This window comes from Terriglobales bacterium, assembly GCA_035651995.1.
In the GTDB taxonomy this organism is placed as follows: domain Bacteria; phylum Acidobacteriota; class Terriglobia; order Terriglobales; family Acidobacteriaceae; genus DASRER01.
This window is the reverse complement of record DASRER010000025.1, coordinates 21,248-45,753: the sequence shown is the minus strand read 5'-3', so window position 1 is coordinate 45,753 and position 24,506 is coordinate 21,248. Positions and strand designations below refer to the sequence as shown.

At 64.5% G+C, this 24,506-nt stretch carries 24 protein-coding genes; 11 read left to right on the top strand and 13 right to left on the bottom strand.

Translation table 11 applies throughout. The features are described 5' to 3' along the window. Positions 1-256 precede the first annotated feature (256 nt). From VFA60_09670 to VFA60_09635, 8 genes are all read right to left on the bottom strand, one after another. The gene (locus VFA60_09670; GenBank protein ID HZQ92048.1) at positions 257-976 is read right to left on the bottom strand and encodes a lysophospholipid acyltransferase family protein; all 720 of its coding nucleotides are present in this window, start codon (positions 974-976) and stop codon (positions 257-259) included. A gap of 62 nt (positions 977-1,038) precedes the next feature. Beyond that, positions 1,039-2,295, bottom strand: a complete 1,257-nt coding sequence (locus VFA60_09665) for an ABC transporter permease (protein HZQ92047.1) — start codon at positions 2,293-2,295, stop codon at positions 1,039-1,041. After that, positions 2,288-3,199 (bottom strand): ATP-binding cassette domain-containing protein, encoded by a 912-nt coding sequence (locus tag VFA60_09660; GenBank protein HZQ92046.1) that lies wholly within the window; start codon positions 3,197-3,199, stop codon positions 2,288-2,290. The genes VFA60_09665 and VFA60_09660 overlap by 8 nt, the downstream gene beginning before the upstream one ends. 119 nt (positions 3,200-3,318) lie before the next feature. Then, a complete protein-coding gene (locus tag VFA60_09655; protein HZQ92045.1) occupies positions 3,319-4,023 on the bottom strand; it encodes a PilZ domain-containing protein in 705 nt (234 codons plus the stop codon). Positions 4,024-4,132: 109 nt separating this feature from the next. Beyond that, complete coding sequence (locus tag VFA60_09650; protein HZQ92044.1) at positions 4,133-5,614, bottom strand: diguanylate cyclase; 1,482 nt, start codon at positions 5,612-5,614, stop codon at positions 4,133-4,135. 293 nt (positions 5,615-5,907) lie between these two features. Next, complete coding sequence (gene merP / locus VFA60_09645; GenBank protein ID HZQ92043.1) at positions 5,908-6,195, bottom strand: mercury resistance system periplasmic binding protein MerP; 288 nt, start codon at positions 6,193-6,195, stop codon at positions 5,908-5,910. 25 nt (positions 6,196-6,220) lie between these two features. After that, positions 6,221-6,571, bottom strand: a complete 351-nt coding sequence (gene merT, locus VFA60_09640) for a mercuric ion transporter MerT (GenBank protein ID HZQ92042.1) — start codon at positions 6,569-6,571, stop codon at positions 6,221-6,223. Between the two features lie 452 nt (positions 6,572-7,023). Next, the gene (locus VFA60_09635) at positions 7,024-7,482 is read right to left on the bottom strand and encodes a MerR family transcriptional regulator (GenBank protein HZQ92041.1); all 459 of its coding nucleotides are present in this window, start codon (positions 7,480-7,482) and stop codon (positions 7,024-7,026) included. A 181-nt stretch (positions 7,483-7,663) separates the two neighbouring features. Here VFA60_09635 and VFA60_09630 point away from each other — a divergent pair, with 181 nt between their 5' ends. Continuing rightward, the gene (locus tag VFA60_09630; GenBank protein HZQ92040.1) at positions 7,664-8,218 is read left to right on the top strand and encodes a transposase; all 555 of its coding nucleotides are present in this window, start codon (positions 7,664-7,666) and stop codon (positions 8,216-8,218) included. A 317-nt stretch (positions 8,219-8,535) separates the two neighbouring features. Here VFA60_09630 and VFA60_09625 read toward each other — a convergent pair whose 3' ends face one another. Continuing rightward, positions 8,536-8,733 (bottom strand): hypothetical protein, encoded by a 198-nt coding sequence (locus VFA60_09625; protein ID HZQ92039.1) that lies wholly within the window; start codon positions 8,731-8,733, stop codon positions 8,536-8,538. 23 nt (positions 8,734-8,756) lie between these two features. On the opposite strand from VFA60_09625, the gene recG reads away from it, so the two are divergent. After that, complete coding sequence (gene recG / locus VFA60_09620; protein ID HZQ92038.1) at positions 8,757-11,141, top strand: ATP-dependent DNA helicase RecG; 2,385 nt, start codon at positions 8,757-8,759, stop codon at positions 11,139-11,141. A gap of 120 nt (positions 11,142-11,261) precedes the next feature. Here the strand turns inward: recG and VFA60_09615 are convergent, their stop codons facing one another. Continuing rightward, entirely contained in the window at positions 11,262-12,056 is a 795-nt protein-coding gene (locus VFA60_09615) for a glycosyltransferase family 2 protein (protein ID HZQ92037.1), read from the bottom strand. A 198-nt stretch (positions 12,057-12,254) separates the two neighbouring features. On the opposite strand from VFA60_09615, the gene selA reads away from it, so the two are divergent. The 9 genes from selA (at position 12,255) to VFA60_09570 (ending at position 22,250) form a co-directional block, all read left to right on the top strand. Continuing rightward, positions 12,255-13,679 (top strand): L-seryl-tRNA(Sec) selenium transferase, encoded by a 1,425-nt coding sequence (selA, locus tag VFA60_09610; protein ID HZQ92036.1) that lies wholly within the window; start codon positions 12,255-12,257, stop codon positions 13,677-13,679. 132 nt (positions 13,680-13,811) lie between these two features. Further along, a complete protein-coding gene (locus tag VFA60_09605) occupies positions 13,812-14,585 on the top strand; it encodes a transporter (GenBank protein HZQ92035.1) in 774 nt (257 codons plus the stop codon). A 115-nt stretch (positions 14,586-14,700) separates the two neighbouring features. Continuing rightward, positions 14,701-15,231 (top strand): DUF488 domain-containing protein, encoded by a 531-nt coding sequence (locus VFA60_09600; protein HZQ92034.1) that lies wholly within the window; start codon positions 14,701-14,703, stop codon positions 15,229-15,231. Between the two features lie 90 nt (positions 15,232-15,321). Continuing rightward, the gene (locus VFA60_09595) at positions 15,322-15,849 is read left to right on the top strand and encodes a DUF2393 family protein (protein ID HZQ92033.1); all 528 of its coding nucleotides are present in this window, start codon (positions 15,322-15,324) and stop codon (positions 15,847-15,849) included. Positions 15,850-15,942: 93 nt separating this feature from the next. Continuing rightward, positions 15,943-16,992: a selenide, water dikinase SelD gene (selD, locus tag VFA60_09590; protein HZQ92032.1), complete on the top strand. Its 1,050-nt coding sequence runs from the start codon at positions 15,943-15,945 to the stop codon at positions 16,990-16,992. Between the two features lie 312 nt (positions 16,993-17,304). Beyond that, positions 17,305-18,936 (top strand): hypothetical protein, encoded by a 1,632-nt coding sequence (locus tag VFA60_09585; GenBank protein ID HZQ92031.1) that lies wholly within the window; start codon positions 17,305-17,307, stop codon positions 18,934-18,936. Between the two features lie 133 nt (positions 18,937-19,069). Continuing rightward, complete coding sequence (locus tag VFA60_09580; GenBank protein ID HZQ92030.1) at positions 19,070-20,311, top strand: isocitrate lyase/PEP mutase family protein; 1,242 nt, start codon at positions 19,070-19,072, stop codon at positions 20,309-20,311. Positions 20,312-20,553: 242 nt separating this feature from the next. Beyond that, positions 20,554-21,696, top strand: a complete 1,143-nt coding sequence (locus VFA60_09575) for a beta-propeller fold lactonase family protein (protein HZQ92029.1) — start codon at positions 20,554-20,556, stop codon at positions 21,694-21,696. Between the two features lie 89 nt (positions 21,697-21,785). Next, on the top strand, positions 21,786-22,250 hold the full coding sequence (locus tag VFA60_09570; protein HZQ92028.1) for an SRPBCC family protein: 465 nt from the start codon (positions 21,786-21,788) through the stop codon (positions 22,248-22,250). Between the two features lie 8 nt (positions 22,251-22,258). Here VFA60_09570 and VFA60_09565 read toward each other — a convergent pair whose 3' ends face one another. From VFA60_09565 to VFA60_09555, 3 genes are all read right to left on the bottom strand, one after another. Further along, positions 22,259-22,555 (bottom strand): MoaD/ThiS family protein, encoded by a 297-nt coding sequence (locus tag VFA60_09565; protein HZQ92027.1) that lies wholly within the window; start codon positions 22,553-22,555, stop codon positions 22,259-22,261. A gap of 153 nt (positions 22,556-22,708) precedes the next feature. Beyond that, positions 22,709-23,884, bottom strand: a complete 1,176-nt coding sequence (locus VFA60_09560) for an exo-alpha-sialidase (GenBank protein ID HZQ92026.1) — start codon at positions 23,882-23,884, stop codon at positions 22,709-22,711. Between the two features lie 96 nt (positions 23,885-23,980). Beyond that, the gene (locus VFA60_09555) at positions 23,981-24,442 is read right to left on the bottom strand and encodes a hypothetical protein (GenBank protein ID HZQ92025.1); all 462 of its coding nucleotides are present in this window, start codon (positions 24,440-24,442) and stop codon (positions 23,981-23,983) included. Positions 24,443-24,506 lie beyond the last annotated feature (64 nt).

The following is a 24,506-nucleotide window of genomic DNA, read 5'->3' as shown; positions in this document are numbered from 1 at the left end:
TTCAGAAAATGTTGGAAATGCTCCTCAATCCGGATTATCTTCGCCATCGGGTGTAGGTCTCCTTTCCAGGAACGGCTTCGCTTGCTAGGCAAAGCCAACTTACACCCTCTCGCTTTTTACACAATCAACGTTACGTCACCGCCAGGCTGAACCGCCGAGACACGGCGGAACCAATGCAAAATGCAAAATTCAGTGTGACTGACGAATTGGCGCGGCTCGCGCAGTCGTTGATCTTCGTTCTTGATCTTGCATTTTTTCATTTTGCATTTTGCATGGCCGCCTTCTCCGCGAACTCCCGCACGCGCTCCAGCCCATCCTGCATTTCCTTCACGCGCCGCGTCATTTCGTCTTCCGTCGCATTCTCGCTCACGCTGATTGGCCCTCCGAAGCGAAGCACGATCCGGCTGAACGGACGCGGAATCACCATCCTGTCCCAGCTCTTCAGCGTCCACGCGCGCCGCGCGGCAAAAGCAAACGGACGCACGGGCAGCCCCGAGTTGCGCGCCAGCAGCACCGGCCCTGGCTTGGCGACAAAGCGCGGGCCGCGCGGACCGTCGGCGGTGAAGACCACGCAGCGGCCGTCTTGGGCGAGCTTGTGCATCTCCAGCAGCGCCCTCGCGCCGCCGCGCGAACTCGATCCGCGCACCGCCTGGTAGCCCAGCTTCTCCACGAGGCGCGCGATGGCCTCGCCGTCAAAGCTGCGGCTGGTCATGATGGCGATGTTCTGGTTGCGAAAGTAGTGCGCGGCGGGAATCACGCAGTGGTGCCAGAAGACGAAGATGCCGTTGACGGGAAAATGCTCCCATCCCGGCTCCTCGCCCGAGCCCTCGGTGCGCCACGTCGCGCCCAGCAGCCGGATCACGGCGTACGCCGCATTCACAATGAGCCAAAGCAGCAGCCGCTCGCGCAGCGTGAAGCGCCGCTCTTCCGGCGATACGGCTTCGGCGACTTCCGGCGCGGTGGCAGGCACGCTCACGCCATCATTCTACGCATGACGCGATTTCGCCGGCGACCGACGACCGAGAGCCGACGACCGCTCTACGCATACTTCACCCATTTCACGATTTCCGGCAGGGTCGGCTTCTTGCCGTACATCAGGATGCCGACGCGATAAATCCGTGCCGCCAGCCAGAGCATGCCGTAGATGGTGAGCGCCAGCAGCGCCACGGAGATCACGATCTGGATCATGGGCGGCTGCTGGATGACGATCCGCAGGTACATGATCAGCGGCGCGGTGAACGGAAACATGGAGAAGGCCACCGCCATCGGCGAGTTGGGCGCGCGGATGACCGGCATCATCACGATGGTCGAGGAGATCAGCGGCAGCATCACGAACGTTTGCAGCGACTGCACTTCCTGCTGCGAATTCACCATCGAGCCCAGCGCCGCGAAGATGGTGCTGTACAGGAAATAGCCGAGCAGGAAGAACACCGGGAAGAAAACGACCGCGGTCGCCGAGAACGAAAGGCCTTTCATCGCGCCGCCCACTGCCGCGACCGCGGGCGACGAGGTCACCACGCCCAGCAGCACCCAGATGAGCAGCTGCGTGAGCCCCACCGAGCCGACGCCGAGAATTTTCCCGCCGAGCAGTTGCGTGGACGTCGTCGAGGAGAGCAGCACCTCCATCACGCGCGAAGTTTTCTCTTCGATCACCGACTGCTGCACCTGTACGCCGTAGATCAGCGTGGTGAGGTACAGCATCATCATCAGGATGATGGCGCCGATGAACGCGCCCGCGCCGGCCGCCTGGCTGCCCTTCACCGCGTCCACCACGTCCACGCGATACGGCTTGAACAGCTCGTCGGTCTCGTTCCCGGTCAAGCCCCTGGTTTGCAGGGTGCGCCGCATCATCGCGCTGGTGATGGCGCCGGTCAGGCTGCCGCGCTGCGCAAAGTCGCTGGTCTCGCGCGTCTCGTAGCGCAGCTCGCGTTTGGCCAGCGCGTCGCTGGTCGCCCAGAGCACGCCGTCGAGTTCCTTGCGCTGGATGCGCCCGAGCAACTGCTGGTGTTCGGCGTCGGTAGCGTTCAGGTCCACGGTGACGTTGAAGTCCACCGCCAGGCCGCGCTGCCGGTCTTCCAGGCCCTGCTTCAGGGCGGCGGCGGTGTCGGGATCGGAGGCGACGACCACGATGTTCTGCGGACGCGTTGCCCGCATGGCCAGCCTGGTGGGCAGCAGGATGGCGCCGCCCATGATCGCGGGCAGCAGGATGGTGGAGAAGATGAACGCCTTGGTCCGCACCCGCTCCAGGTACTCGCGGCCCGCGATCAGCAGCACGTTGCGCAGCGACTCAGCCATCGTTCTTGCCCACCGTTTCAATGAAGATTTCTTCCAGCGACGGCTCCATCAGTTCGAAGCGGCTGATGCGCGCCCGCGCCGCCGCCCAGACGAGCAGTTGCTGCGCGTCGCTGCCCGCCTTCAGCCGTATCTCGGCGTAGTTGCCGTAGTCGTTGTAGCCCTCCACCAGCCCGTTGCCGTCTTTCAGGAAGCTGCCGTCGCCTTCGTACTGGATTTGCACGTTGTTGCGCCCGTATCGCGATTTGATGTCGCGCAGCTCGCCCTGCAGCACCGGCTTGCCCCGGTTCACCAGGCAGATGGCGTCGCACAGCTTCTCCACCTGGTCCATGCGGTGGGTGGAGAACAGGATGGTCTTGCCGCCCTGCTTCAGCTCCAGCAAAACGTTCTTCAGCAGCGTGGAGTTCACCGGATCGAGCCCGAAGAAGGGCTCGTCCATGATGATGAACTCGGGATCGTGCAGCAGGGCGGCGATGAACTGGATCTTCTGCTGCATGCCCTTGCTCAGCTCTTCCACTTTTTTCTGCGTCCAGTCGGCAATTTCCAGCTTGCGGCACCACTCCTGTGCCTTGCTTCGCGCGCTCGCGGCGGGCACTCCGTGCAGGCGTCCCAGGAAGATCAGCTGGTCGATGACTTTCATCTTCTTGTAAAGCCCGCGCTCTTCCGGCAGGTAGCCGATCCGGTCCAGGTGCTTCCGCCGGAACGTCTCGCCAAAGACGCGCACTTCGCCCGAATCGGGCGCGGTGATGCCGATCATCATCCGAATGGTGCTGGTCTTGCCCGCGCCGTTCGGCCCCAGCAGCCCGAAGATCGTTCCGCGCGCGATGGAAAACGACAGGCTGTCTACCGCAACAAAGCTGTCGTACGCCTTGCGCACGCTGCGCAGCTCGAGGACGGGAGTCGTCATGCCGACAATTCAGCCAGGATCGGTTTCAAGATTTCCATGTTTCAAGGTTTTGATGTTCGAAGATGGCGAACCTGCGCTTATAGGCCCGACATCGAAACTTTGAAACCTCGAAACCTGTCTTACGTGATTTCCAGGTACTCGTCGATCCAGGCCTTCACGCCCTGGCGGCCGGTGTCGGCGGCGTCGAAGCGGATGCCGAACAGGCTCGCCGGCTCGCGCGTCCAGCACACGGTGGCTGTCACCTTCAGCGCGCGCTTGCCGGGCAGCTCGAAGCTCACGTCGAAGGTTTCACCCAGCTTTGGCAGCGTCTCGGTCTTCAGCGACATGCCGCCGCCGGACACTTCCTGGCTGGTGGCGCTGATGCGGCGGTCTCCCTCCAGCTTCACTTCGGTGACCAGCGGGATGCGGACATAACAGCGCAGCTCATGGATGAGCAGCAACTGCGTGGAGCGCACCGCTTTGATCACTTCCTGCCGTTCCAGCGGATGCCGCAGAACGACATTCAGGCCGTACTTGGAGTACTTCAGCGCCTGCTGCGGGTCGTCGCTCACGCCGTAGAGCACCACCCGGCGGTTCGACTTGGAATTGCGCGCCGCCTTCAGCACCTCCTCCGCCTGCGCGTCCAGCTGCACCACGCAGCCCTCCAGCTTTTCGCGCGCCAGCCGCTGCAGCTCGGCGTGCTTCAGCTCGGAAGCCTCAATCCCGAACTGGCGGAAGGCGTCGCGCATCATGCCGGTGGCGTTGGCGCCCAGGCCTACCAGGGCCACGCGCGCTACCGCCTTCCTGGCGGCCACCATTGCCGTTCCGGTTCCTTCTGGGCTCATCGAACTGGCCTTTTCTGCGTGACGGGAAGGGTCATTCTGTCGTTAAGCGGCGTGATTGGCAAGTAGGAGCGTCAGGATCGGATGCGGTTTGTCGCGCGCAGCAGGAACTTCACGCCGGAGCGGCATTGAGCGCGTAACCCACAATGCGGTTGCGCCCGGCGCTCTTGGCCAGGTAGAGGGCGCTATCGGCCGCGCGCACCAGCTCGTCGCGTGTGGCGCCGTGCGCCGGGAACTCGGCCACCCCGCCGCTCACGGTGACCGGGCGCGGCACGCCCGGGAAGCGCCATCCTTCCACGGTGCGGCGCAGCTTCTCGGCGCCCTGCACGGCTGCCGGTCCGTTCGTTTCCGGCATGATGATGGCGAACTCTTCGCCGCCGTAGCGGCATACGCGGTCAATCTTGCGCAATTGCTGGCGCAAAATCTGCGCTGCCTGGCGCAACACTTCGTCGCCCAGCAGGTGCCCGAACTCGTCATTCAGCTTCTTGAAATTGTCAATGTCGATCATGACCACCGAGAACGGCGTGTTGTAGCGGGCGCTGCGCTCCAGCTCTTCCACAATGCGCTGCTCGAAGTAGCGGCGGTTGAAGATTCCGGTGAGGCCGTCTATGTTGGCCAGCTGGCGCGCGTTTTCGTAGTGGCGCGCGTTCTGCAGCGCGGTGGCGCAGATGTCGGCCACCGGACTCAGCGCCCGCACGTCGTCTTCACTGAAGGCGTTGGCTTTTGTGTTGTCCATCACCAGCACGCCGAGCGGATCGCCAAAGCTCACCAGCGGCAGGCACAGCTCGGAAACGGCGTTCGCCACGCCGGGCACATAACCCGGCGCGTCGGCCACGTTGTTGGCCACTACCGGCTCGCGCCTGATCAGCGCCTGCGACGCCAGTCCCGCCCCCGCCGGCAGGTGCTGCCCCTCGGGAAGCGTGCAATCCAGCTTGCCCCGCGACCGCCGCAGGAACAGGTGATCGTTCTCCCAGAGCAGCACCGAGATGTGCTGGACGCTGCGGAAGTGCTGCAGCACCACCGCGCACAGCTTCTCCAGCATCTCGCTCATGTCGAGCACGGCGGCGGCCTCGCGCGCGATGGCGTTGATCGCCTCCAGTTGCGCCGCCCGCCTCTGCTCCAGCTGGTAGAGCGTGGCGTTCTGCAATCCGATCGAGGCCTGCGTCGCAAACAGCGTGAGCAGGTCCACAGTTTCGTTGTCGAAGTAATCTTCCCTGTCGCTCTGGAAGTCGAGCACGCCCACGACCTTGTCTTTCAGGAGCAGCGGGATCGCCAGCTCGGACCGGGTGCCCGGCAGGTTGGGCACGTAGCGCGGGTCTTTCTCCACGTCGGGCGCATAGATAGGGCGCTTGAGCTGCGCCGCGTGGCCCACCAGGCCTTTGCCGATTTCGATGCTGCGCGCCGAATTGCCCTGCCGCCCGATCCAGCGCCGCGGACTCAGGTGCCCGGTGCGCTCGTCCACCAGGAACACCGTCCCTTTTTCCAGACGGAAGTAGTCGCGGACGATGGCCAGGATCTGATTCAGCACCTGATCCAGGTCGAACGTCCCCAGCACCGCCTGGCTGGCGTCGTAGAGTAGGGCCACCCGCTGCATGCGATGCGCAGATTCTACTGTGCGCGCCCCGCGCAGGCCACGCCCGTTTCCATGGCCCGGTTACGAACCAGTGGCGAGCCTTGGGGGAATTAGCAGCGGATGCCTCCCGCCTGGAGGGCCGGCACATCGGCCGGCGCCCGCTCGAGCTCGACCGCCAGGCCATCCGCCGCGACCGCCATTCGCGGTCAAAGCCTGCGCGAGATCGCCAAGGCGCACCAGGTCTCGCGTGCCACCGTCAGCCGCGTGCTGCGCCACCGCCAACCGGGAGCTTCCGATGCGACAATGGGAGCGGTTCAATTCTTGGCGGTCGCTTCTGGCGTTGACGGATATCCGGCGTCGGTCGTCGCTTTCACCAGGGTCTTAGTGTCAGTTTTGGCATCATCGAAGGTGACCACCGCCTGTTTCTTCTCGTAATTGACCTCGACCTTGGAAACGCCTTGCACTTTGTTGAGCGCTTTCTTGATGGTGATGGGGCAGGTTGGGCAGGTCATGCCGGGCACGTTCAGAGTGACAGTCTTCGTGGCCGCCCAAACCGATGTGGACATGGCCGCGATGGATAGGATTGAGGTAAAGCGTCGAATCATTCTGTTCATAGAAAGCTCTCCTTCAGTAAAAGTATTTGGCAAAGTACGGATACAACAGCGCGACCAAAGTGAGCGCCACGCTGGCCCAAAACAGGATTTTGTAAAGACGACGCGTCTGCGGCACAGCACAAACTTCGCCGGGCTCGCACGCCTGCGCCGGCCGATAAATGCTCCGCCACGCAAAAAACAGGGCCGCTACCGCGACAACAATGAAAATTGGGCGGTACGGCTCAAGCCGCGTCAGGTTTCCGATCCAAGCGCCGCTGACGCCGACTGTGACCAGAAGCAGAGGGCCAAGACAACAGACCGACGCCAAAGTCGCGGCGATCCCTCCTGCGAATAGCGCGGTGCGCGTTCCCCGAGCACCGCCCACAGGCGAGGCTGGCGTGCGGCACGTTGTTGAATCGGTTTGGCAACAAGAACCGCCTGATGCTCTCTGCTCCTTGAGCGCGCGACGAATAATGTCTTGGGAGGGCATACCGCTCCTTGTCGGTCCGTCCAGATAAGTACGGCAGCTCAACCCGTAACTCCTGAGGCTGCGAGCTTCCGGTTCGATGTCCAATCCATTGATGCGAACGCTCGGCGAACCGAGGAAGCCCAGGGATTCGGCTTCCGCCTGCGTCCGAACCTCGATTTCTCGGACATCGGCTGTCTCGTTTTCAGACCGCAACGCCTCACGCACCCTCTCCACTGTGGGTGCGTGATTCGGGCAGCCTTCGAAGTAGAGGACCTCAACCTTCATCTCAGAATCGTCGCTTTTTCGAATCAGATGCACTCTGGACTTGGCTCCAGATACAAGATTTTTTACAGCTTTCAGAATGCCCGTTAGGGATCATGGCGACGCTGCCGTCGTTTGGCGCTCTTTCGTTCCAGGTTCTTCAGCAGCGGACAGCACTCCTCGTGCCGCGATCCCTTATTGGAGCGCAGGTCGCGGTTGCATTTTCGGAGCGCCCTTTTCAGCTCTCCCTCAAGCCGCAAGAGCTGGTCCGCTTTCTCGTGAATTTCTCTGAGTTTGCTGGTAAGCAGGTCGCGCACCTGAGAGCAGGCGTGGTCATGCTGCTGATTCAGGACAGACAATTGCTTGATTTCGGTCAGGGAAAACCCGAGCTCTTGGGCCTTCTGAATGAAGACCAGGTCCCTTATTTCACTCTCGCTGAACAGCCGGAATCCGCCCTCGCTGCGGGCCGGCTGCTTGACCAGGCCGATCTTCTGATAAAAGCGAATCGTGTCAATGCTGAGGCCGGTCTGCTCCGCGACTTTGCCGATCTGAATGCCCTGTGCCATGTCACACGCCCGACGAGCACAGCGTAAACTATGGAGTAAGCTCCAGAGTCAAGGGCCGCTTTGGCCACTCCAGCCAGGCGTGTGGCCCACCCTTCCCCATCATCCAACTCGATTTTGGGTGCCCCATCCTTGGCGGAGCGCAGTTTGCTCCGCAAAGGGTGGGCGGCCCTACAATCCATGCGTGCCTGCCGGGCTAAAACGATACTATGGCGCACAGCACCTGCACTTTATCACCTCGAGCTGCTATCGCCGGCAAACCTATCTTGGCTCAGCAAAACGCCGCGACTTGTTTCTCCGCATCCTGGAAGAAGTCCGGAAGAAGTATCGCTTCGTGGTAGTCGGATATGTAGTCATGCCCGAACACTTTCACCTGCTGATCTCCGAGCCTGAGGTCGGAAACCCTTCGACCGTGCTCCAAGTGCTGAAGCAGCGGGTGGCGCGCCGTGCGCGGCGGCGCAAGAGAAGAAGCTCCAGCCAGCCGTTGCTCTGGGAAGCAGCCGAGGGCCCGGCCACGTTCTGGCAAACCCGCTTCTACGACTTCAATGTATTCACGGCAAAGAAGCGCATCGAAAAGCTCAAGTACATGCACCGCAATCCAGTGAAACGCGGCCTGGTCACCACGCCCGGGCTGTGGCGCTGGAGCCGTTATCGAGCGCATGCGTTCGACGAGTCCGGCCCGGTGCTGCTCAACCAGTGGCCGGCCGCCGGTTTGTCCCAGAGATTGGCGAGGACCTGAGCGGCGCCCTACATCTGATGTCAAGCCCCGTCGGCCGTGAAACTTCCCTTAACCTGAACGAAACACAGCCGATAAAAATCGCGCGCACCTTCCCATTTCCCCCGCCGAGTTTGCTACTCTGGAAGTAGATGCCCCGCCCGCGGGCCAGCCTCGCGGCAGCCGGGCTTGTTATTTGACAACTGACTGGGCCGCTTGGGTTTAAGACCTCGGTCTTAAACCATCTCCGCTCAATATTTTGCCGGAAAAGAGCCGCGCAACTCGTTGCAAACAATAGAAGGCGCCCCGGGGGGGCAGGGGGTACTAGCCAGTGGGCCGCATCACCGGCTCCACCGCCGATCAGCCCACTGCAGCGCCGCATAGACGATCACGCATAGGCCGAAGTCCAGCAGCAATCCCAGGTCAGGACGAAGCGGCTGGTGGCGCGCCGCCGGTGGCGCATACGGCGCCAGCAGCAGGAAATAAATCGCGTTGCCCGCCAGCACCGCCGCCAGGGACTTGAGCAGGTTGCGTCGCATGCGCTGAGTTACCATCGCTTTGGATGCTGGAATTGCACACCGCGGTGAAGTACGTGAAGGGCATTGGCCCGCGCCTGGCCGGCGCGCTCGCCACCAAGGGCATCCACAGCGTCGAAGACCTGCTCTACTACCTGCCGTTCCGCTACGAAGACCGCCTCAATCCCCGCTCCATCGCCGAACTTCGTCCCGGCGAGATGGCCACCGTCATCGCCGAAGTGCGGTCTTCCGGCCTGTTCCGCACCAGGCGCATGCCGATTTTCGAGATGACGGCGGGCCAGATCGAGAATTTGTTATTGCAAACCGCTGCCACAGCGCCGCCTGGCCATGACCAGGATGCCCCCGCGCTCCGCGCCGGGCTCATGCGCGCCCGGCCCACGCTGAAGTGCACCTGGTTCAACGCCACGTATCTCAAAGACAAGTTCAGGCCCGGCCAGATCGTGGCCCTCTACGGCAAGGTCGAAGAAGGATTCAAAGGACGCGGCCTCCAGATTGTCCAGCCGCAATTTGAAATCCTCGGCGAACCCGACGGCGCAGGCGCCTCGCACGATAACGATGATGCCCAGGGCGCCCCGCGTCTGCCCCGTGTCGGCAGACGTGGGGCGCGCGACGATGCCGCCGATTCGTCGAATTGGGTCTCGCTGGAGATCGGCCGCATCGTTCCCATTTACGAATCAGCGTGGCAGGGCAAGCTCACCTCGCGCTGGTTCCGGCGCATCATCCACGGCGCGCTCCAGGACCTGGCCGCCGACATTCCCGACGCCGTCCCCGCCGCGATTCGACGCCGCCTCGCGCTGCCCCCGCGCCGCCAGGCGTTCCAGGAAGCGCACTGGCCCGGGCCTGGCGAGAGCCTGCTCGACCTGCGCGACGCGCGCACCCCCGCGCATCGCCGCCTGATTTTCGAGGAATTGTTCTTCCTCGAGCTTGGCCTGGAGCTGAAGCGCCGCCGCCTGCGCGCGCAGCCGGGCATCGGCTTCGCGCTCGACGACAAGGTCCGCGCCGCCATCAAGCGCATCCTGCCGTTCCATCCGACGGCCGCCCAGAAGCGCGTACTGAAAGAAATTGCGGACGACATGGCGCAGCCCACGCCCATGCGCCGCCTGCTCCAGGGCGATGTCGGCTCGGGCAAGACCATCGTCGCGCTCGAGGCCGCCATCATCGCCATCGAAAACGGATACCAGGTGGCGCTCATGGCGCCCACCGAAATTCTGGCCACGCAGCATTACCTCTCCGCCCGCCGCATTCTGGAGAACGCCGGATACCGCATCGTGCTGCTCACCGGCTCGCTCGACCTGGAGGCCAAGCGGAGCACGCGCCGTCACATCGCCCGCGGCGACGCGCAACTCGTCATCGGCACCCACGCGCTGATCGAAGAGAAGGTGGAATTCGCTCGGCTCGGCCTGGTCATCGTCGACGAGCAGCATCGCTTCGGCGTGATGCAGCGCTTCAAGCTGATGAAGAAGCCCGCCGGCCCGCCCGCCGCCGCCGCCGCCGATCCCGAGCCCGACGTGCTCGTCATGACCGCCACGCCCATCCCGCGTACGCTCGCGCTCACCCTCTACGGCGACCTCGACGTGAGCCTGCTCGACGAGCTTCCGCCCGGCCGCTCGCCCATCGTGACGCGCCGCATCTCCGACGAGCGCTCCAGCGAAGTCTGGGACTTCGTGCGCAAGCAGGTCGCAGCCGGCCATCAGGCCTACATCGTCTATCCCGTCATCGAGGGCCGCGACGACGAGCAGCCCGCGCTCGACTTCGCGCTCACGGCGGAGAAAGCAGACAAGAAGAAGACCGCCGCCAGCCTGAAGGCCGCCGAGCAGATGTACGAGAAACTGCGCAAGCAGGTCTTCCCCGGCCTGCGCGTCGGGCTGCTGCACGGCCGTCTGCCGCCCGACGACAAAGAAATCGTGATGCGCCGCTTCCAGCGCGGCGAAATCGACGTGCTCGTCTCCACCACCGTGATCGAAGTCGGCGTGGACGTGCCCAACGCCAACATCATGGTCGTCGAGCACGCCGAGCGCTTCGGCTTGTCACAGTTGCATCAGTTGCGTGGACGCATCGGCCGCGGCAGCGCCAAGTCCTTCTGCGTGCTCATGACCGGCGGCAAAGTGACCGAAGAAGCCGAGCGACGGCTTGACGCCATGGTGCGCACCACCAACGGCTTCGAGATCGCCGAACTCGACCTGGAACAGCGCGGCCCGGGCGAAGTCTTCGGCACGCGCCAGGCCGGCATGCCCGACTTCCGCGTGGCCAACATCCTGCGCGACCGCGAGCTGCTGGAGCACGCCAAGCGCGAAGCCGCCGATGTAGTGTCAGGCGCCGCGAAAGACGTGAGCAAGGAGGAAGCCGCCCAGGCGATTCAGCATCTGAAGTCGCACTGGCAGCGGAGATATGGGCTCGTCGAAGTGGGATAGGTCCGCGTGGCGCGGGCGCCGCCGTCCGCGCAGCTGGCGAAGCCAGCGGCAGTTTTGTAGCACAGCGTAAGCTGTGGGTTGTTTGCGGAATGGACCGTTAAGCTGGCGAAGCCAGCGGCACTAACGCCCAACTCCTAGCTTCCGCTCCGCCAACCTCATCGACAAGATCAGCTCCGCCGTCGTCCGCTGCGCCACGTAGATCCAGCCGGGCAGGCCGTCGGAAATCAATCTCTGGCCGATCAGCGTGTAGAAGAAGACCATCGCCGGCGCCAGCACCACTTTGCGGCGGATCCGGTCGGCGCGATTCAATTGCCACACCGGCGTGGCCAGCAGGTGCTCGGCTTCGCGCAGCGCATAGCGATTCTGTTCGGCGAGCCAGCGCTCCAGCGGCTTGCGGTCGTCGTGCAGCACGTAGCCGCCCAGCTCGCGCACGTCGCCGTCGACCTCAACGCGATGCCCGTGCCCTTCGTCGCGATAGCGCGCTTTCGCGCGACGATACAGCACCATGCGCGGCGGATAGAGGCTTGCCCGCAGAGTGTGTCCCTGAATGCAATAACGGAAGCGCGCGCGGTATCCGGCCACCGAGCCATCGGGATCGAGCGCCGCAATTTCCGCGCGCAGCTCGTCGGTCAGCACGTAGTCGGCGTCGAAGGAAAGCACCCACTCGCTGCGGACATGTGCGAGTCCGAAGTTGCACTGCGTGGCAAACGTATCGAACCCGCGCTGCACCACGCGGACTTGCGGAAACGAGCGCGCGATGGCAAGCGTCTCGTCGGTGCTGAAGCTGTCAACGATCAGGATGTCGCGCGCCCAGGCAAGCTTGTCCAGCGTGCGCCGCAGGTTGGGCGCTTCGTTGTAAGTGATGACGAGCGGCGTAATCCGGTCCAGCATGCACGGCGCACACCGCGCCGGCATCAGTGTATGACGGGTGAATTGCGGTGCTGTTGCCTGGTTGGAGTCGGTCAGCCGGCCAGTCGGTCAGTCTGGCAGCGAGGGCACACTGATTGAACGCTGACCGACGCAATGGTCCAGCTCGCGGTTGTCGTCGGCGTGGCCGACGTAGATGTCCAGGTCGCCGATGACCGGATCGCCGGATCGTTATAATTCCGGCGGGTGAAAGCATCCGCCAAGTCGGACCTGTTCCGCAAGCTGCCTGCGGTGGATGAGCTCATGCGGCTGGAGCGCATTGCCGCGCTCGCTAACCGCGAAGGCCATGCTGCAGTGGCCGAGGCGGCCCGTACCGTGCTCGCCTCGCTGCGGCGCCAGATCGCGCAGAAGACGCTCGACGCCGCGCGCCTGGAGCTGGCGCTCTCGACCGACGCCCTCGCCGGCGCAGTGGAGCGCGAACTGCGCCGCGCGCTTGCGCCCGCGCTGCGCAACGTGATCAACGCCACCGGCGTCGTGCTGCACACCAATCTGGGACGCGCGCCGCTGGCCTCGGCTGCCGCCGAACACATTTCCGCCACCGCGACGCGCTTCACCAACCTCGAGTTCGACCTCGAGACCGGCGAGCGTGGCAAGCGCGACGTTCACGCGCAGTCGCTGTTTTCGCGCCTGTTCGCCGCAACCGGCGTGGGCAAAGACGTGGCCACGGTGGTCGTCAACAACAACGCCGCGGCCGTGCTGCTGGCGCTCAATACGCTGGGCGAAGGCGGCGAGGTCGTCGTCTCGCGCGGCGAGCTGGTGGAGATTGGCGGATCGTTCCGGATTCCGGAGATCATGGCGAAGTCCGGCGCGGTCCTGCGCGAAGTCGGCGCCACCAATCGTACGCGCCTGGCCGACTACGAACGCGCCATCGGCGAACGCACGCGGCTGCTGCTGCGCGTCCACCGGTCGAATTTTCAGATCGTGGGCTTCACCGAGCAGCCCTCTCTGCCGGAATTGGTCAAGCTCGGCCGCAAGCACAAGGTTCCGGTGATGGAGGACCTGGGCTCGGGGGCGCTGTTCGACCTGCGCTCGGTGGGCATCGAGGGCGAGCCGGGCGTGGACGACAGCCTGCGCGCCGGCGTGGACGTGGTCACCTACAGCGGCGACAAGCTGCTCGGCGGCCCGCAGGCGGGCATCATCAGCGGACGCGCCGACGCGATCGCGCGCATCCGCGCCAACCCGCTGTTCCGCGCGCTGCGCGTGGACAAGCTCACCTACGCCGCGCTGCAGATTACGCTGCTCGCCTACCTGCGCCAGGACCACGACGCCATTCCGGCGCTGCGCATGCTGCGCCTCGGCGCCGCGGGAATCGGAGTCCGCGCCAACGCGCTGGCGCGGCAGCTCGCCGGATCGAAGGAGTTGCGCGCCGAGGTCATTGAGGGCGAATCCATCACCGGCGGAGGCGCCGCGCCCGCGGCCACGCTGCCCACGCGTCTGCTCGCCGTGACCTGCGCAAACCTTAGCGCCGGCGAACTCGCTGCCCGCCTGCGCGCGGCAACGCCCCCCGTCATCGCGCGCGTCGAAGAAGGACGCGTTCTCCTGGACCTGCGCACCGTCTTCCCCGACGAAGACACCGCCGTGCTCCGAGCGCTGACTTCGGCCTGCTCGTAGCGGGCGTTCTCTCCCGGAAACGACATAAACTGAGGTATTGCTTAGCGTGTTTACTATAGTTAACATATCCGCTTGGTCCTATTGACATCGTCATCCCGCCGAACATCCAGGCGGCAAAGGCTGGCCGCGGGGTTGCTCTGCGCCGCGTGCGCGGCAACAACCGTCTTCGCACAGTCGGAGCCGAATCCTGACGAACTCACCGCCACGCCCAACCGGCCGACGGTCACCGACATCGCCGAAACCACCCAGCGCGGCGTGCTCGAACTGGAGTTCGGCATCGCCGCCACGCACCGCGAACAGGCGCTGGTGGGCCTGCTGAAGTTCGGCCTGCTGCGCGACCTGGAGCTGCGCTGGGCGGGCTCGCCCTGGCAGCACGACTCGGCGCTCCGCACCGGCGGCGTGACCGACACCGATCTCGGTTTGCGCTGGCGCCTGCTGCATCAGGCAAGGGTGCAGCCAACCGTGTCGCTGCAATACACCGCCACGCTGCCCACCGCCGGCGCCTTGCTCGGCTCGGGAGAATCCGACCACGGCCTCGGCGTGCTGGTGAGCAAAGACCTGCCGGCGCAGTTCCACCTCGACGCCAATCTCACCCGGCTCTGGCTTGGCCGCCCCCGGGCCGGCGCCGCGCGCGGCGGCTTCGACCAGGCATGGCTCCCGGCGTTCACGCTGGCGCATCCCATCAGGGGCAAGTGGGCACTCGCCATGGAATTCTCGGGCGTCACCCGGGCCGGTCCGACCGGGCCGTTGGTGCAGAACCTGTGGGCCGTGACCTACACGCCCAAGCCGCGCCTGGTGATCGACGCTGCCGTGCAGTACCGGGTGATCGGCAACGTGCCGAACGTTGTCTACGTCGCCGGATTCACCTGGGCAATCGCGGATTTGTATCGGGGACGACGGCGATGAAGCAATCAGCCATCGGCACTCAGCATTCAGTCCCCTGCGCGCGAAGTGTTGTCATGTTGGCCGGGATGATCGAGGGCTGAATGCTGAGTGGTGATTGCTGAATACTAAGGTTTGATTGCTGACCCTGTACACCATCGGCCACTCCACGCGCTCGCTCGGCGAATTGATGGAAGCGCTGCGGGCGCACGGCATTCAGACCCTCGTGGATGTCCGGGCATTTCCGATGTCGCGCCGCCTGCCGCACTTCAACCGTGAATCGCTGGAAGCTTCCCTGCCCGAGGCCGGAATCGAATATCGCTGGATGGCGGCTTTGGGCGGGCGCCGCAAGAAGCTGCGCGAGGACTCGCCCAACCTCGCGCTGCGCAACCCGCAATTCCGCAACTACGCCGACTACATGCTGACGCCGGAATTCCAGCGCGCCGCAACTGAACTTCTCGGCATCGCCGCTTCACGACCCACGGCCGTGATGTGCGCGGAGCGCGTGTGGTTTCATTGCCACCGCATGCTGATCTCCGACTATGTGGTTGCGAGCGGCAACCGAGTGCTCCACATTGACGACGCCAAGCCGCCGCGCGAGCACAAGCTGACCGCCGACGCGCGGATGAAGGATGGCGTGCTGCTGTACACAGGGGATCGTTTGTTCTGAGGACATGGGAAGAAGGTTTCGAGCCGGCGGCCGGCCGCATCGTCGAAACTTCGAAACCTTGGACCTGCGTTGCTCAGCTAGAATTCCCCCATGTCCACGCTGCCGCTGGGACCGATACCGCCGATCCCGCCGTCTGTCCAGGGCGACGCCCGTCGGCGGATTCTGATCTTCATCGGCATTGCAGCTGTGTTGGTCATGGTCGCGGTGATCTGGCTGTTCAGCCGGCCGGCCGCGCAGCAGCAAGCGGGCGCCACGCAAGTCCCGCCGGAGGCGGCAGCGATTCAGCTTTCGGACTTGAAGCTGGCCACGGCGCAGAACTTCGTTGGCGCCACCGTCACCTACACCGAAGGCAAGGTCACCAACAACGGCGGCAAGACGCTCGCGCACGCCGTGGTCGAGGTCACCTTTCGCAACTCGCTCAATGAAGTGGTGCAGCGCGAGACCGTGCCGCTGATGGTCCTGGAAACCCGTCCCGGCTATTCCGACGCGGTTGACCTGAGCGCGGCGCCCCTCCCGGCCGGCCAGTCGCGCCAGTTTCGCCTCACGTTCGAGCACGTCTCGGCCGACTGGGCGCAATCCATGCCGGAGCTGAAGATCGTGAGCGTCACGACCAAATGAACATTGTGCAATCGGGGCACCGGGCCATTGAGAATCCCGGTCCGATGATCACTGGACCGATGACCCGATATTCAATGCCGTTACAATCACCTCATGTCGTCCCCTAAGCCCGTCCGCCTCACCGAAGCGTCGAAAGCCGCCGGTTGAGCGTCCAAGCTGAGTCCGGCGGCGCTGGACTTGGTGCTTGGGAAATTGGCCCGGCAGCACGACCCGAACGTCCTGGTCGGCTTCGATCATGCCGACGACGCCGGGGTGTACAAACTTTCGGCCGACCTGGCGCTCGTCCAGACCGTCGACTTCTTCACGCCGATCGTCGACGACCCGTATACCTTCGGCCAGGTCGCCGCGACCAACTCGCTGAGCGACGTCTACGCCATGGGCGGGCGCCCGCTCTCAGCGCTCGCCATGGTCTGCTTCCCCGAGAAGGGCGACCTTGACGTGCTGGAGCGCATCCTCGCCGGCGGCCTGGCGAAGATGATGGAAGCCGGATGCGCCGTCATCGGCGGGCACAGCATTCGCGACGACGAGATCAAGTTCGGCTACGCCGTTACGGGCTCCATCCACCCGGCGCGCGTCTTCGCCAACAACGGCGCGCGCGCCGGCGACCGCCTGCTGCTCACCAAGTCGCTCGGGACGGGCGTGATCTCGACCGCGCTCAAAAAACAGGAAGCCGAGACCGCATGGGTGGAAGGCGCTGTCCGCTCCATGACCACGCTGAACAAGACAGCGGCGGAGGTCGTGACGCGACCGGAGTTCACCGTGCACACCATGACCGACATTACCGGCTTCGGCCTCGTCGGACACGCGCGCGAGCTGGCGCGCGCCAGCAGCGTCAGCCTGCGCCTTGATGCGCCACGCATCCCGCTCCTGCCCGGCGCACTGGAGTGCGTTCGCGCCGGACACATCCCCGGCGGCCTTAGGGCCAACCGGGAATTCGCCGAGTGCGTGGTGGAATACGCGCCCGAGGTGCCCGAAGACCTTCGCACCATGCTCTTCGATCCCCAGACCGCCGGCGGCCTGCTCATCTCGGTCGCCGCCGCCGACGCCGACGCGCTCGCCCGGGCGCTCAAGGACTCCGGCGTCCCCGCCGCCGCCATCGGCGAAGTCCTTCCGCCCACCAAGCCCCTGATCCGCGTGGAGTAGGACCCTCATCGCTTGCCACGGATTCACACGGATCGCCACGGACAAACCGGATCAGTTCTTTTTGATCCGTGAGAATCGTGCAAATCCGTGGCAAATGAAGTTGCTTTCCTTGATGTTTTTCCTCCGCGTTCCTCTGTGCCCCCTGTGGTGAAAGGCCTTGATTCATCACCAAAGTCACCAAACCCTGTTACTCCAGACATTTGCGTGTCTCACAATGTGCTACCGGCAAACCGCCCCTCTGCAGCAAGCTTCTAACTGCTCGCCGGACGGCCGTGCGCGAACCTCGCGCCGCTGCCAGCGGGAGATGAAAGCATGGCGGTCAGCTCGACCAACCAATTCGTGGCTCCAACGCGCCGCGGCTCCGCCGGCTTCCATCTGAACCGTCCGCCGCAGGGCGTCGATGTTGCAAAACTGCTGCCTCGCGGCTTCCCGGAATTTCTTGAGCCCCTGCATCGCCAGTTCACGCGCCGCCAGCGCGAACTGCTCGCCGCGCGCAAACGCGCGCTCGCCGACGCGCATCGCGGACGCCTGCCCGAGCACCTGCCGCCTTCGGAGGCAACCATCGGCGAGTGGAAGATCGAATTGCCCGCCTGGGTGGCCGACCAGCGCAACCAGATGACCGGCCCCGCCGACGACGCCGAGCTCTGCGTCAAGATGCTCAACTCCGGCGCGCCCGGCGTCATGCTTGACCTAGAAGACTCCACCGTTAACGACTTCACCCACCAACTGCGCGGCGTGGAAAACATCATGAAGTCGCTGCGCGGCGAGCTCAGCTACTTCGACAAGAAGCGCAACGCGCAGGTCGGCATTAAGCCGAGCAACACGGTCATTCTTATCAGGCCGCGCGGGCTGCACATCAGCCAGGGTGGGATCGCTTTTCCGGACGCCGCCGCAGGCGCTGGCGACGACTCGGTCATCTCAGCTTCGCTCTACGACGTGGCCAGCGTTGTGTTCCAGGCCGATCCGCTCGCGCTCAAGCACCCGCTGACTTTCTACATCCCGAAATCGGAGTCGGCCGAAGAAGCGCTGTGGTGGCGCGACCTGTTCCGCGCCCTCGCCGAGGCCCGCGGCTGGCCGCCCACGGCCATCAAGTGCATGGCGCTGGTGGAGTCGCATCCGCTGGCGTTCCAGATGGAGGAGTTTGTCTATAACCTGCGCGACCACATCCTGGCGCTGAACCTGGGCCGCTGGGACTACATGGCGTCGCTCATCCACTTCAACCTGGAAGACCCGAACTGGGTGCTGCCCGACCGCAACACGATTCCGCACGACGTGCCGTTCTTCCAGAACCTGCGCGACCTGCTGCCGGAGATCTGCCACAAGCGCGGCATCCTCGCCATCGGCGGCATGACCGCGCTCTACCCCAGCCGCGAAGATCCCGAACTCAACGCCCGCGCGCTCGCGGTGCTGGAAAAAGACAAGAAGAACGAGGCGCTCTCGCTGATGGACGGCGCCTGGACCGGCCATCCCGATCAGAACGCCATCGCCATCGCGCAGTTTCCCGAGCCTAACCAGGTGAAGAAGCGCCGGCCTGGCGCGGAGCGCTATCCCGATCTGCGTCCGGTGCCCGAAGGCGTGGGCCAGCGCACGCTCGCCGGCACTCGCGCGGCCGTGCGCACCGTTATCCGCTATCGCAATGGCGTGCTCAACGGAAAAGGCGCGAGCCTGCTCGACGGCTACATGGAAGACCTGGCAACCGATCGCATCTACCGGCTGATGATCGCGCAGCGCATGCAGCACTACAGCCAGTCGCCAATTATCGGCGACGAGGGCCAGCCGGTCGCCCACACGCCCCAGCTTATTACCCGGCTCTTCGACGAGGAGCTGGACAAAATTCTTGCGGCGCTACCGCCGCAAACGCCCGACGCGGCGCGCGCCACATACTCGGAAGCGCGCCAGATCGGCGAGGCCATGGTCCGCAACCGGGAGTTTGATCCGTTCTAGAGGTCATGAAAACCGAAGATCACCACGGCTTTGCACGGATGACACGGATGCATGAAACCCGAACTGCTTTGATCCGTGTTCATCCGCGTTCGTCCGCGGTGAGATTTGAATTTCGCCGCACAGAGGCACGCTCATGAAACGCAAACTCGCTCTCGTCACGAAGACCAACGGCCGCAAGCACAACCCCAACGGCCACAAGCGCCACGTTCGCGTCGCCGGGACCACTCCGGCGCCCGCGAGCGATCTGAACCAGCTCGTGGCCACGCCGCTGCTGCCCGAGGGCTGCTGTGTCCCGGCGAGCCGCTTCGTGCATCCATCCACGCGCATGCGGCAATTACTCGCCACCGAACCTTACCTGTTCGGGCCCGGCGTCTACGACCCGATGACGGCGCAGCTGGTGATGTACTACGGCTTCAAGGCCGTGTACTTCAGCGGCTACTCGTTCGCCATCAGCCACGTCGGCTCCACCGACATGGACCTGTACTCAAGCGTGGAAATCGCCGACGCGGCGCGCCGCACCGTGAGCGCGCTGCGCAAGTTCCAGCTCACCTGCGCCGTGGGCGAGCCCGACAAGGGCATCGCGCCGCGCACGCTGCACATCCCGCCCGTCATCGTCGACATGGACGGCGGCTACGGAAACATCTTCAACGTGCAGCGCACCACCGAGCTGTACGTCAACGCCGGGGTCGCCGCCGCGCACATCGAAGACCAGGTGTTGCCCAAGCGCTGCGGACACATCGGCGGCAAGGCGCTGGTCAGCGCGCAGGAAATGATCGGCAAGCTGCGCATGGCGCGCGCCGTGGCCGACGACCTGGGCAACCGCGACTTCGTCCTCATCGCGCGCACCGACGGTCTCAGCGCGGTGGACGCGCCCGAGTCGCTCCGCGGCATGGACCTGGCCATCGACCGCGGCCTGCGCTATCTCGACACAGGGCTTCCCGACCTGCTGTGGTGCGAATTCCCCACCAGCGACCGCGGCCCGGTGGAGAAATTCTCCACGGAAATCCGCAAGCGCTTCCCTGGGGCGCGCTTCGCCTTCAACTGGTCGTCGAGCTTCAAGTGGTTCAACGATCCCGACCCGATGACCTTCGCCGAACTCGGCGCCATGGGCGTGGGCTTCATCTTTATTACGCTCGGCGCGCAGCACGCCACCGGTCACGGCCTGAGCGAGCTGCTCATGGCCATGGCAGAAAAGCAGGAGCAGGGCTATATCGATCTGCAGAAGAAGGAATGGGCGCCGGGAACGGATTTTGTAACAAAAAGTCACCACACCTTCTCGGGCGTCCCCTATCACCACGCCCTCGGCAAGCTCTTCAGCGCCGCCCGCATGGGCAAGGAATTCGTGGAGGAGCTGCCGGAGGAAAAGGTTGTGTAGAAACGTAACTCGCTGCTCGCTTCCATCGCCCGGCCGCCCCCGGCCGGGCTTTTTCACGCTGTAGCGCCAGCGCCTTTCACGTTGTAGCGACGGGCGCCCTCGCCCGTCGGCACGCACAATCTCGACGATCTTTTCTTCCGACGTAAGAAAGTTCGCTTCGCGGCGCACGTTGACGTGAGCTGCTGCAAACCTCCTGTGCGATTTCAGCTTCTTACATTGGGTTGCAGGAAGACAGGTTCCCCATGGGCCCCGCTCGCCATCTGTTGTTTCTCTTCGTTGTTGCCTCGCTGATTTCGTTCCTGGGCTGTAACTCAGTTTCGCAATCGGCGACCACGACCACCATGGCAGCGCCGTCGGCGGATGCGGTCACACCTCTGGCCGCACCCGCTGCGGCGCAGCTTCTCTACGGCAGCCGCGGCATGCAGGTTTGGGGTGCGCGTCTGCAGAATCGCCAGGTCACCGGCATCGGCGGCGTGAACTGGGGCAACGCCGCGCCGGCTTTCAGCCAGGGACAGCTTGTGGACGTTGCCCCCGACCCGAAGGGCCGATTCGTGTTCGCGCTTTATCAGCGCTATTCCTCGGGCATCAACGTGCTCGGCATTGATTCGGTCGCCGCCTTCACGATCGACCGCGCCAGCGGATCGCTGACGCTGGTCGAAGGCGGCCCGTATCCGACGGCGGTGTTCCCCACCGGGATGGCGATCGATCCGTCAGGAAGCTTCGTTTACATCAGCGCGAACAATTCGATCCAGGTCTGGTCGGTCGATCAGCAAAGCGGCGCGCTCACGCAGACCGGATCGGTGCCCGCCACCGGATGGCGGCTCTGGGTCACGCCTGACGGCGGCACGCTGGTGCACGCCGGCAACGGACGCGTGAGCACGTTCGCGATCGACGCCGCCACCGGCCGCCTCACGCCGGCCAACTCGCTGGCCGTGCTCTATGCCGACTGCATCACCGGCAGCGCCGCCGGCCGCTTCCTCTACACGTGGATTCCCGGCTGGATGCCCAATCGCGGATACGCCGTGCTGAAGCTGGGCGACAACCGTGACCTTACGCTCACCAAGTCGGTCGACCTCACGAACAGCCCGGTCCTCTCCATCTCGCCGAGCCGCGACGGCAAGTTTGCTTATTTCGCCGGCGGCCCCGCTCCCGATTCGGGCAGCGTGACCGTATTTGGCCTCGATCCGGCCAGCGGCGCGCCCGTGAAACAAGTCGGCGCGGCCATCACCAGCGCGCAGCCTGCATTTGCCGCGCTCGACTTCGACGGCCGCACGCTCTACGTCAGCTCCGACCGCTGGCGCGCGTATGCGGTGAACGCAGACGGCACGCTCGCGGCGAGCAGTTCTTCCGACGGCAGGCTTGATTTCTTCCGGCTGGCCCGGTGAAGTGCTCGTCCGAAAGGATCAGCAATGGAGCCCGGCCCCCGGCCGGGCTTTTCTCGAATCCATCAAGATTGCCGCGGCATCTACCGGACATGACCGACTACAAAATCTCCGTGGACATCGCGGCTCCCCCCGAACTCGTATGGGACGTGATGAGCGATGTAGAGCGCTGGTCGGAGTGGACGGCCAGCATCAGCAGCATTCAGCGGCTCGACGCCGGCGGACCCCTGCGCGTCGGCTCGCGCGCCCTCGTGCGCCAGCCGAGAATCCGGCCCGCCGTCTGGCAAGTCACCGAACTCCACGAGGGCCGCAGCTTCAGCTGGATCACCCGCGCAGCCGGCGTCGTCGCAATGGGCCGGCACTCCGTCGAGGCAGTCGCCAACGGCACTCGCGCGACGCTGGCTCTGAAATTTTCCGGGTTTTTCGCGCCCCTTGTCGGATGGCTGTTCGGTCGCCTCAACCAGCGCTATCTCGCGCTCGAAGCCAGCGGACTCAAAGCGCGCAGCCAGGCGTTCGCGGCCGCCCCGCACATTCCGGAATTCAACGCCGCCGATTGAAGAACGCGCTATCCGCCGGCGATTGCGCCCAGCACGATAAACGGCTCTTTGCCCGAAGCGACGGCTTCAGGCAGCGGCGCGTCAGGCGGATCGTGCGTCAGGTCCTGCTCGCAGGCGAAGAAGCGCAGAAACGCGCGGCGCTTGAGCGTGCCGTGGTCGCGGATGGCGCCGCAAAGCATGGGATAGCGCGCTTCGAGAGCATCGAGCACCGACTTCTGCGTGATCGGCGGCGCGACCTCGAGCTGGATTTCGGCGCCGGTGTGCGACAGCGTGCGCAGGTGCGGCGGGATGACGACGCGGATCATGCTATCTGCTTTCGTTGCGAGTGTATTTCACAGTGTGCGGCTGTCGGCTGCGAATACCCGGACAGCGGGACACGCCGTTATCGGCAAGCCGAAGCATGCGGCGCTGATCGGCCTCCCAACGAACCACTGTTTTAGCTCGCATCAACCCTCCGTTCACGCCAGCGTCTGTACTTCAACGCTCAGGACGGCGGGCAGATCGCGCACGATCGGAAACCACGAATCGCCCGCGTCCGGCGAGCAGTACACCTGGCCGCCGGTGGTGCCGAAGTAGATGCCGCACTTATCGAGCGTGTCCACGGCCATGGCGTCGCGCAGCACATTCACGTAGCAGTTTTCCTGCGGCAGGCCCTTGGTGAGCGCCTCCCACTCGTTGCCGCCCGACTTGCTGCGATAGACGCGCAGTTTGCCTTCGTGCACGTAGTGCTCGCCGTCGCTCTTGATGGGTACTACGTAAATCGTCTCCGGCTCGTGCGAGTGCACGTCGATGGCGAAGCCGAAGTCGGTGGGCAGGTTGCCGCTGACCTCGCGCCAGTTTTCGCCGGCGTCGTCGGAGCGCATTACGTCCCAGTGCTTCTGCATGAAGAGCACGCCCGGGCGCTTGGGGTTCATGGCGATGTGGTGCACGCAGTGGCCGATCTCGGCCTTGGGATCGGGGATGTACTGCGAGTGCAGGCCCCGGTTGATGGGCTTCCACGTCTTGCCGCCGTCGTCGGTGCGAAACGCGCCCGCGGCGGAAATGGCGATATAGATGCGTTTGGGGTCCTTTGGATCGAGGATCACGGTGTGCAGGCACATCCCGCCCGCGCCCGGCTGCCACTTGGGGCCGGTGCCGTGCCCGCGCAGGCCCGGGAGTTCGTGCCAGGACTTGCCGCCATCGGTTGAGCGGAACAGCGCCGCGTCTTCCACGCCGGCGTAAACGGTGTTGGCGTCGGTGAGCGAGGGCTCCAGGTGCCACACCCGCTTGAACTCCCACGGATGCTGTGTGCCGTCGTACCACTGGTGCGTGGTCAGCGGCGCAGCCGCCGAGTCGTAGACGAACTTGTTGCTCTCGCCCTTGGGCATGCCGTCGGGGCCCTTGGTTTCGCCGGGCGGCGTGCCGGGCTGGTGCCAGGTCTTGCCGCCGTCGTCGGAGCGCTGAATGATCTGCCCGAACCAGCCACTCGTCTGCGAAGCGTAGATGCGGTTGGGATCGGCCGGCGATCCTTTGAGGTGATAGAGCTCCCAGCCGGCGAAGAGCGGGCCGCTGACTTCCCACTTGTCTCGCTTGCCGTCGGATGTGAGGATGAATGCGCCTTTGCGCGTGCCAACCAGAACGCGGACCTTGCTCATTGCGTCTCCTTCGCAGACCTCGAATGATAGCCGCGCGCGCCGGAGTCAACCAATTCGTTCCGGCGCGCCGGCCAGTTTGTCTCTCAGTTTTGTTGCTTAAGCCGCCCGCGACTGCTCGCGCTCCATCTGCTTCATGAACTCCCGCATGGCGGCAATGGTGCCGGGCGAGCGCTTCTCCATCCAGGCTTCATAGCGCTGGGCCGCTTTTTCCAGGTGCGCCAGGAAGAGCGGGTTATGGAAGACCTTGCGGCCCTCGGCGAGCGTCGGGCGGATGCGCTCAAAGACACCGAAGAACTCGCCGCTTGTTTCGAAGAACAGGTCTTCGTGCAAAAGGCCATAGTTGAGCAGCGCGCAGGCCTGCTCCCAATAGGCGGTCACCATCATGAAGTTGGTGCCGCCCTCGGTACCGGGTGCAGCGAGGCGCATGGCTTCGTCCCAGGTGTTGGCGATGTAGTTCTTGAAGAACCAGTCGCGCGCCTGGCGCAACCGCGCTTCACGTCGCTCTTCAAAAACCTGCAGGTGAAGCCGGGCTTGTTCGTGCGTGGGCTGTGTTGCCATCTTTGCTTTCCTCCTTTGTCGTACGGCTGGTTAGGGTTGAACTGCCTTGGGGCGTCGCGCTACG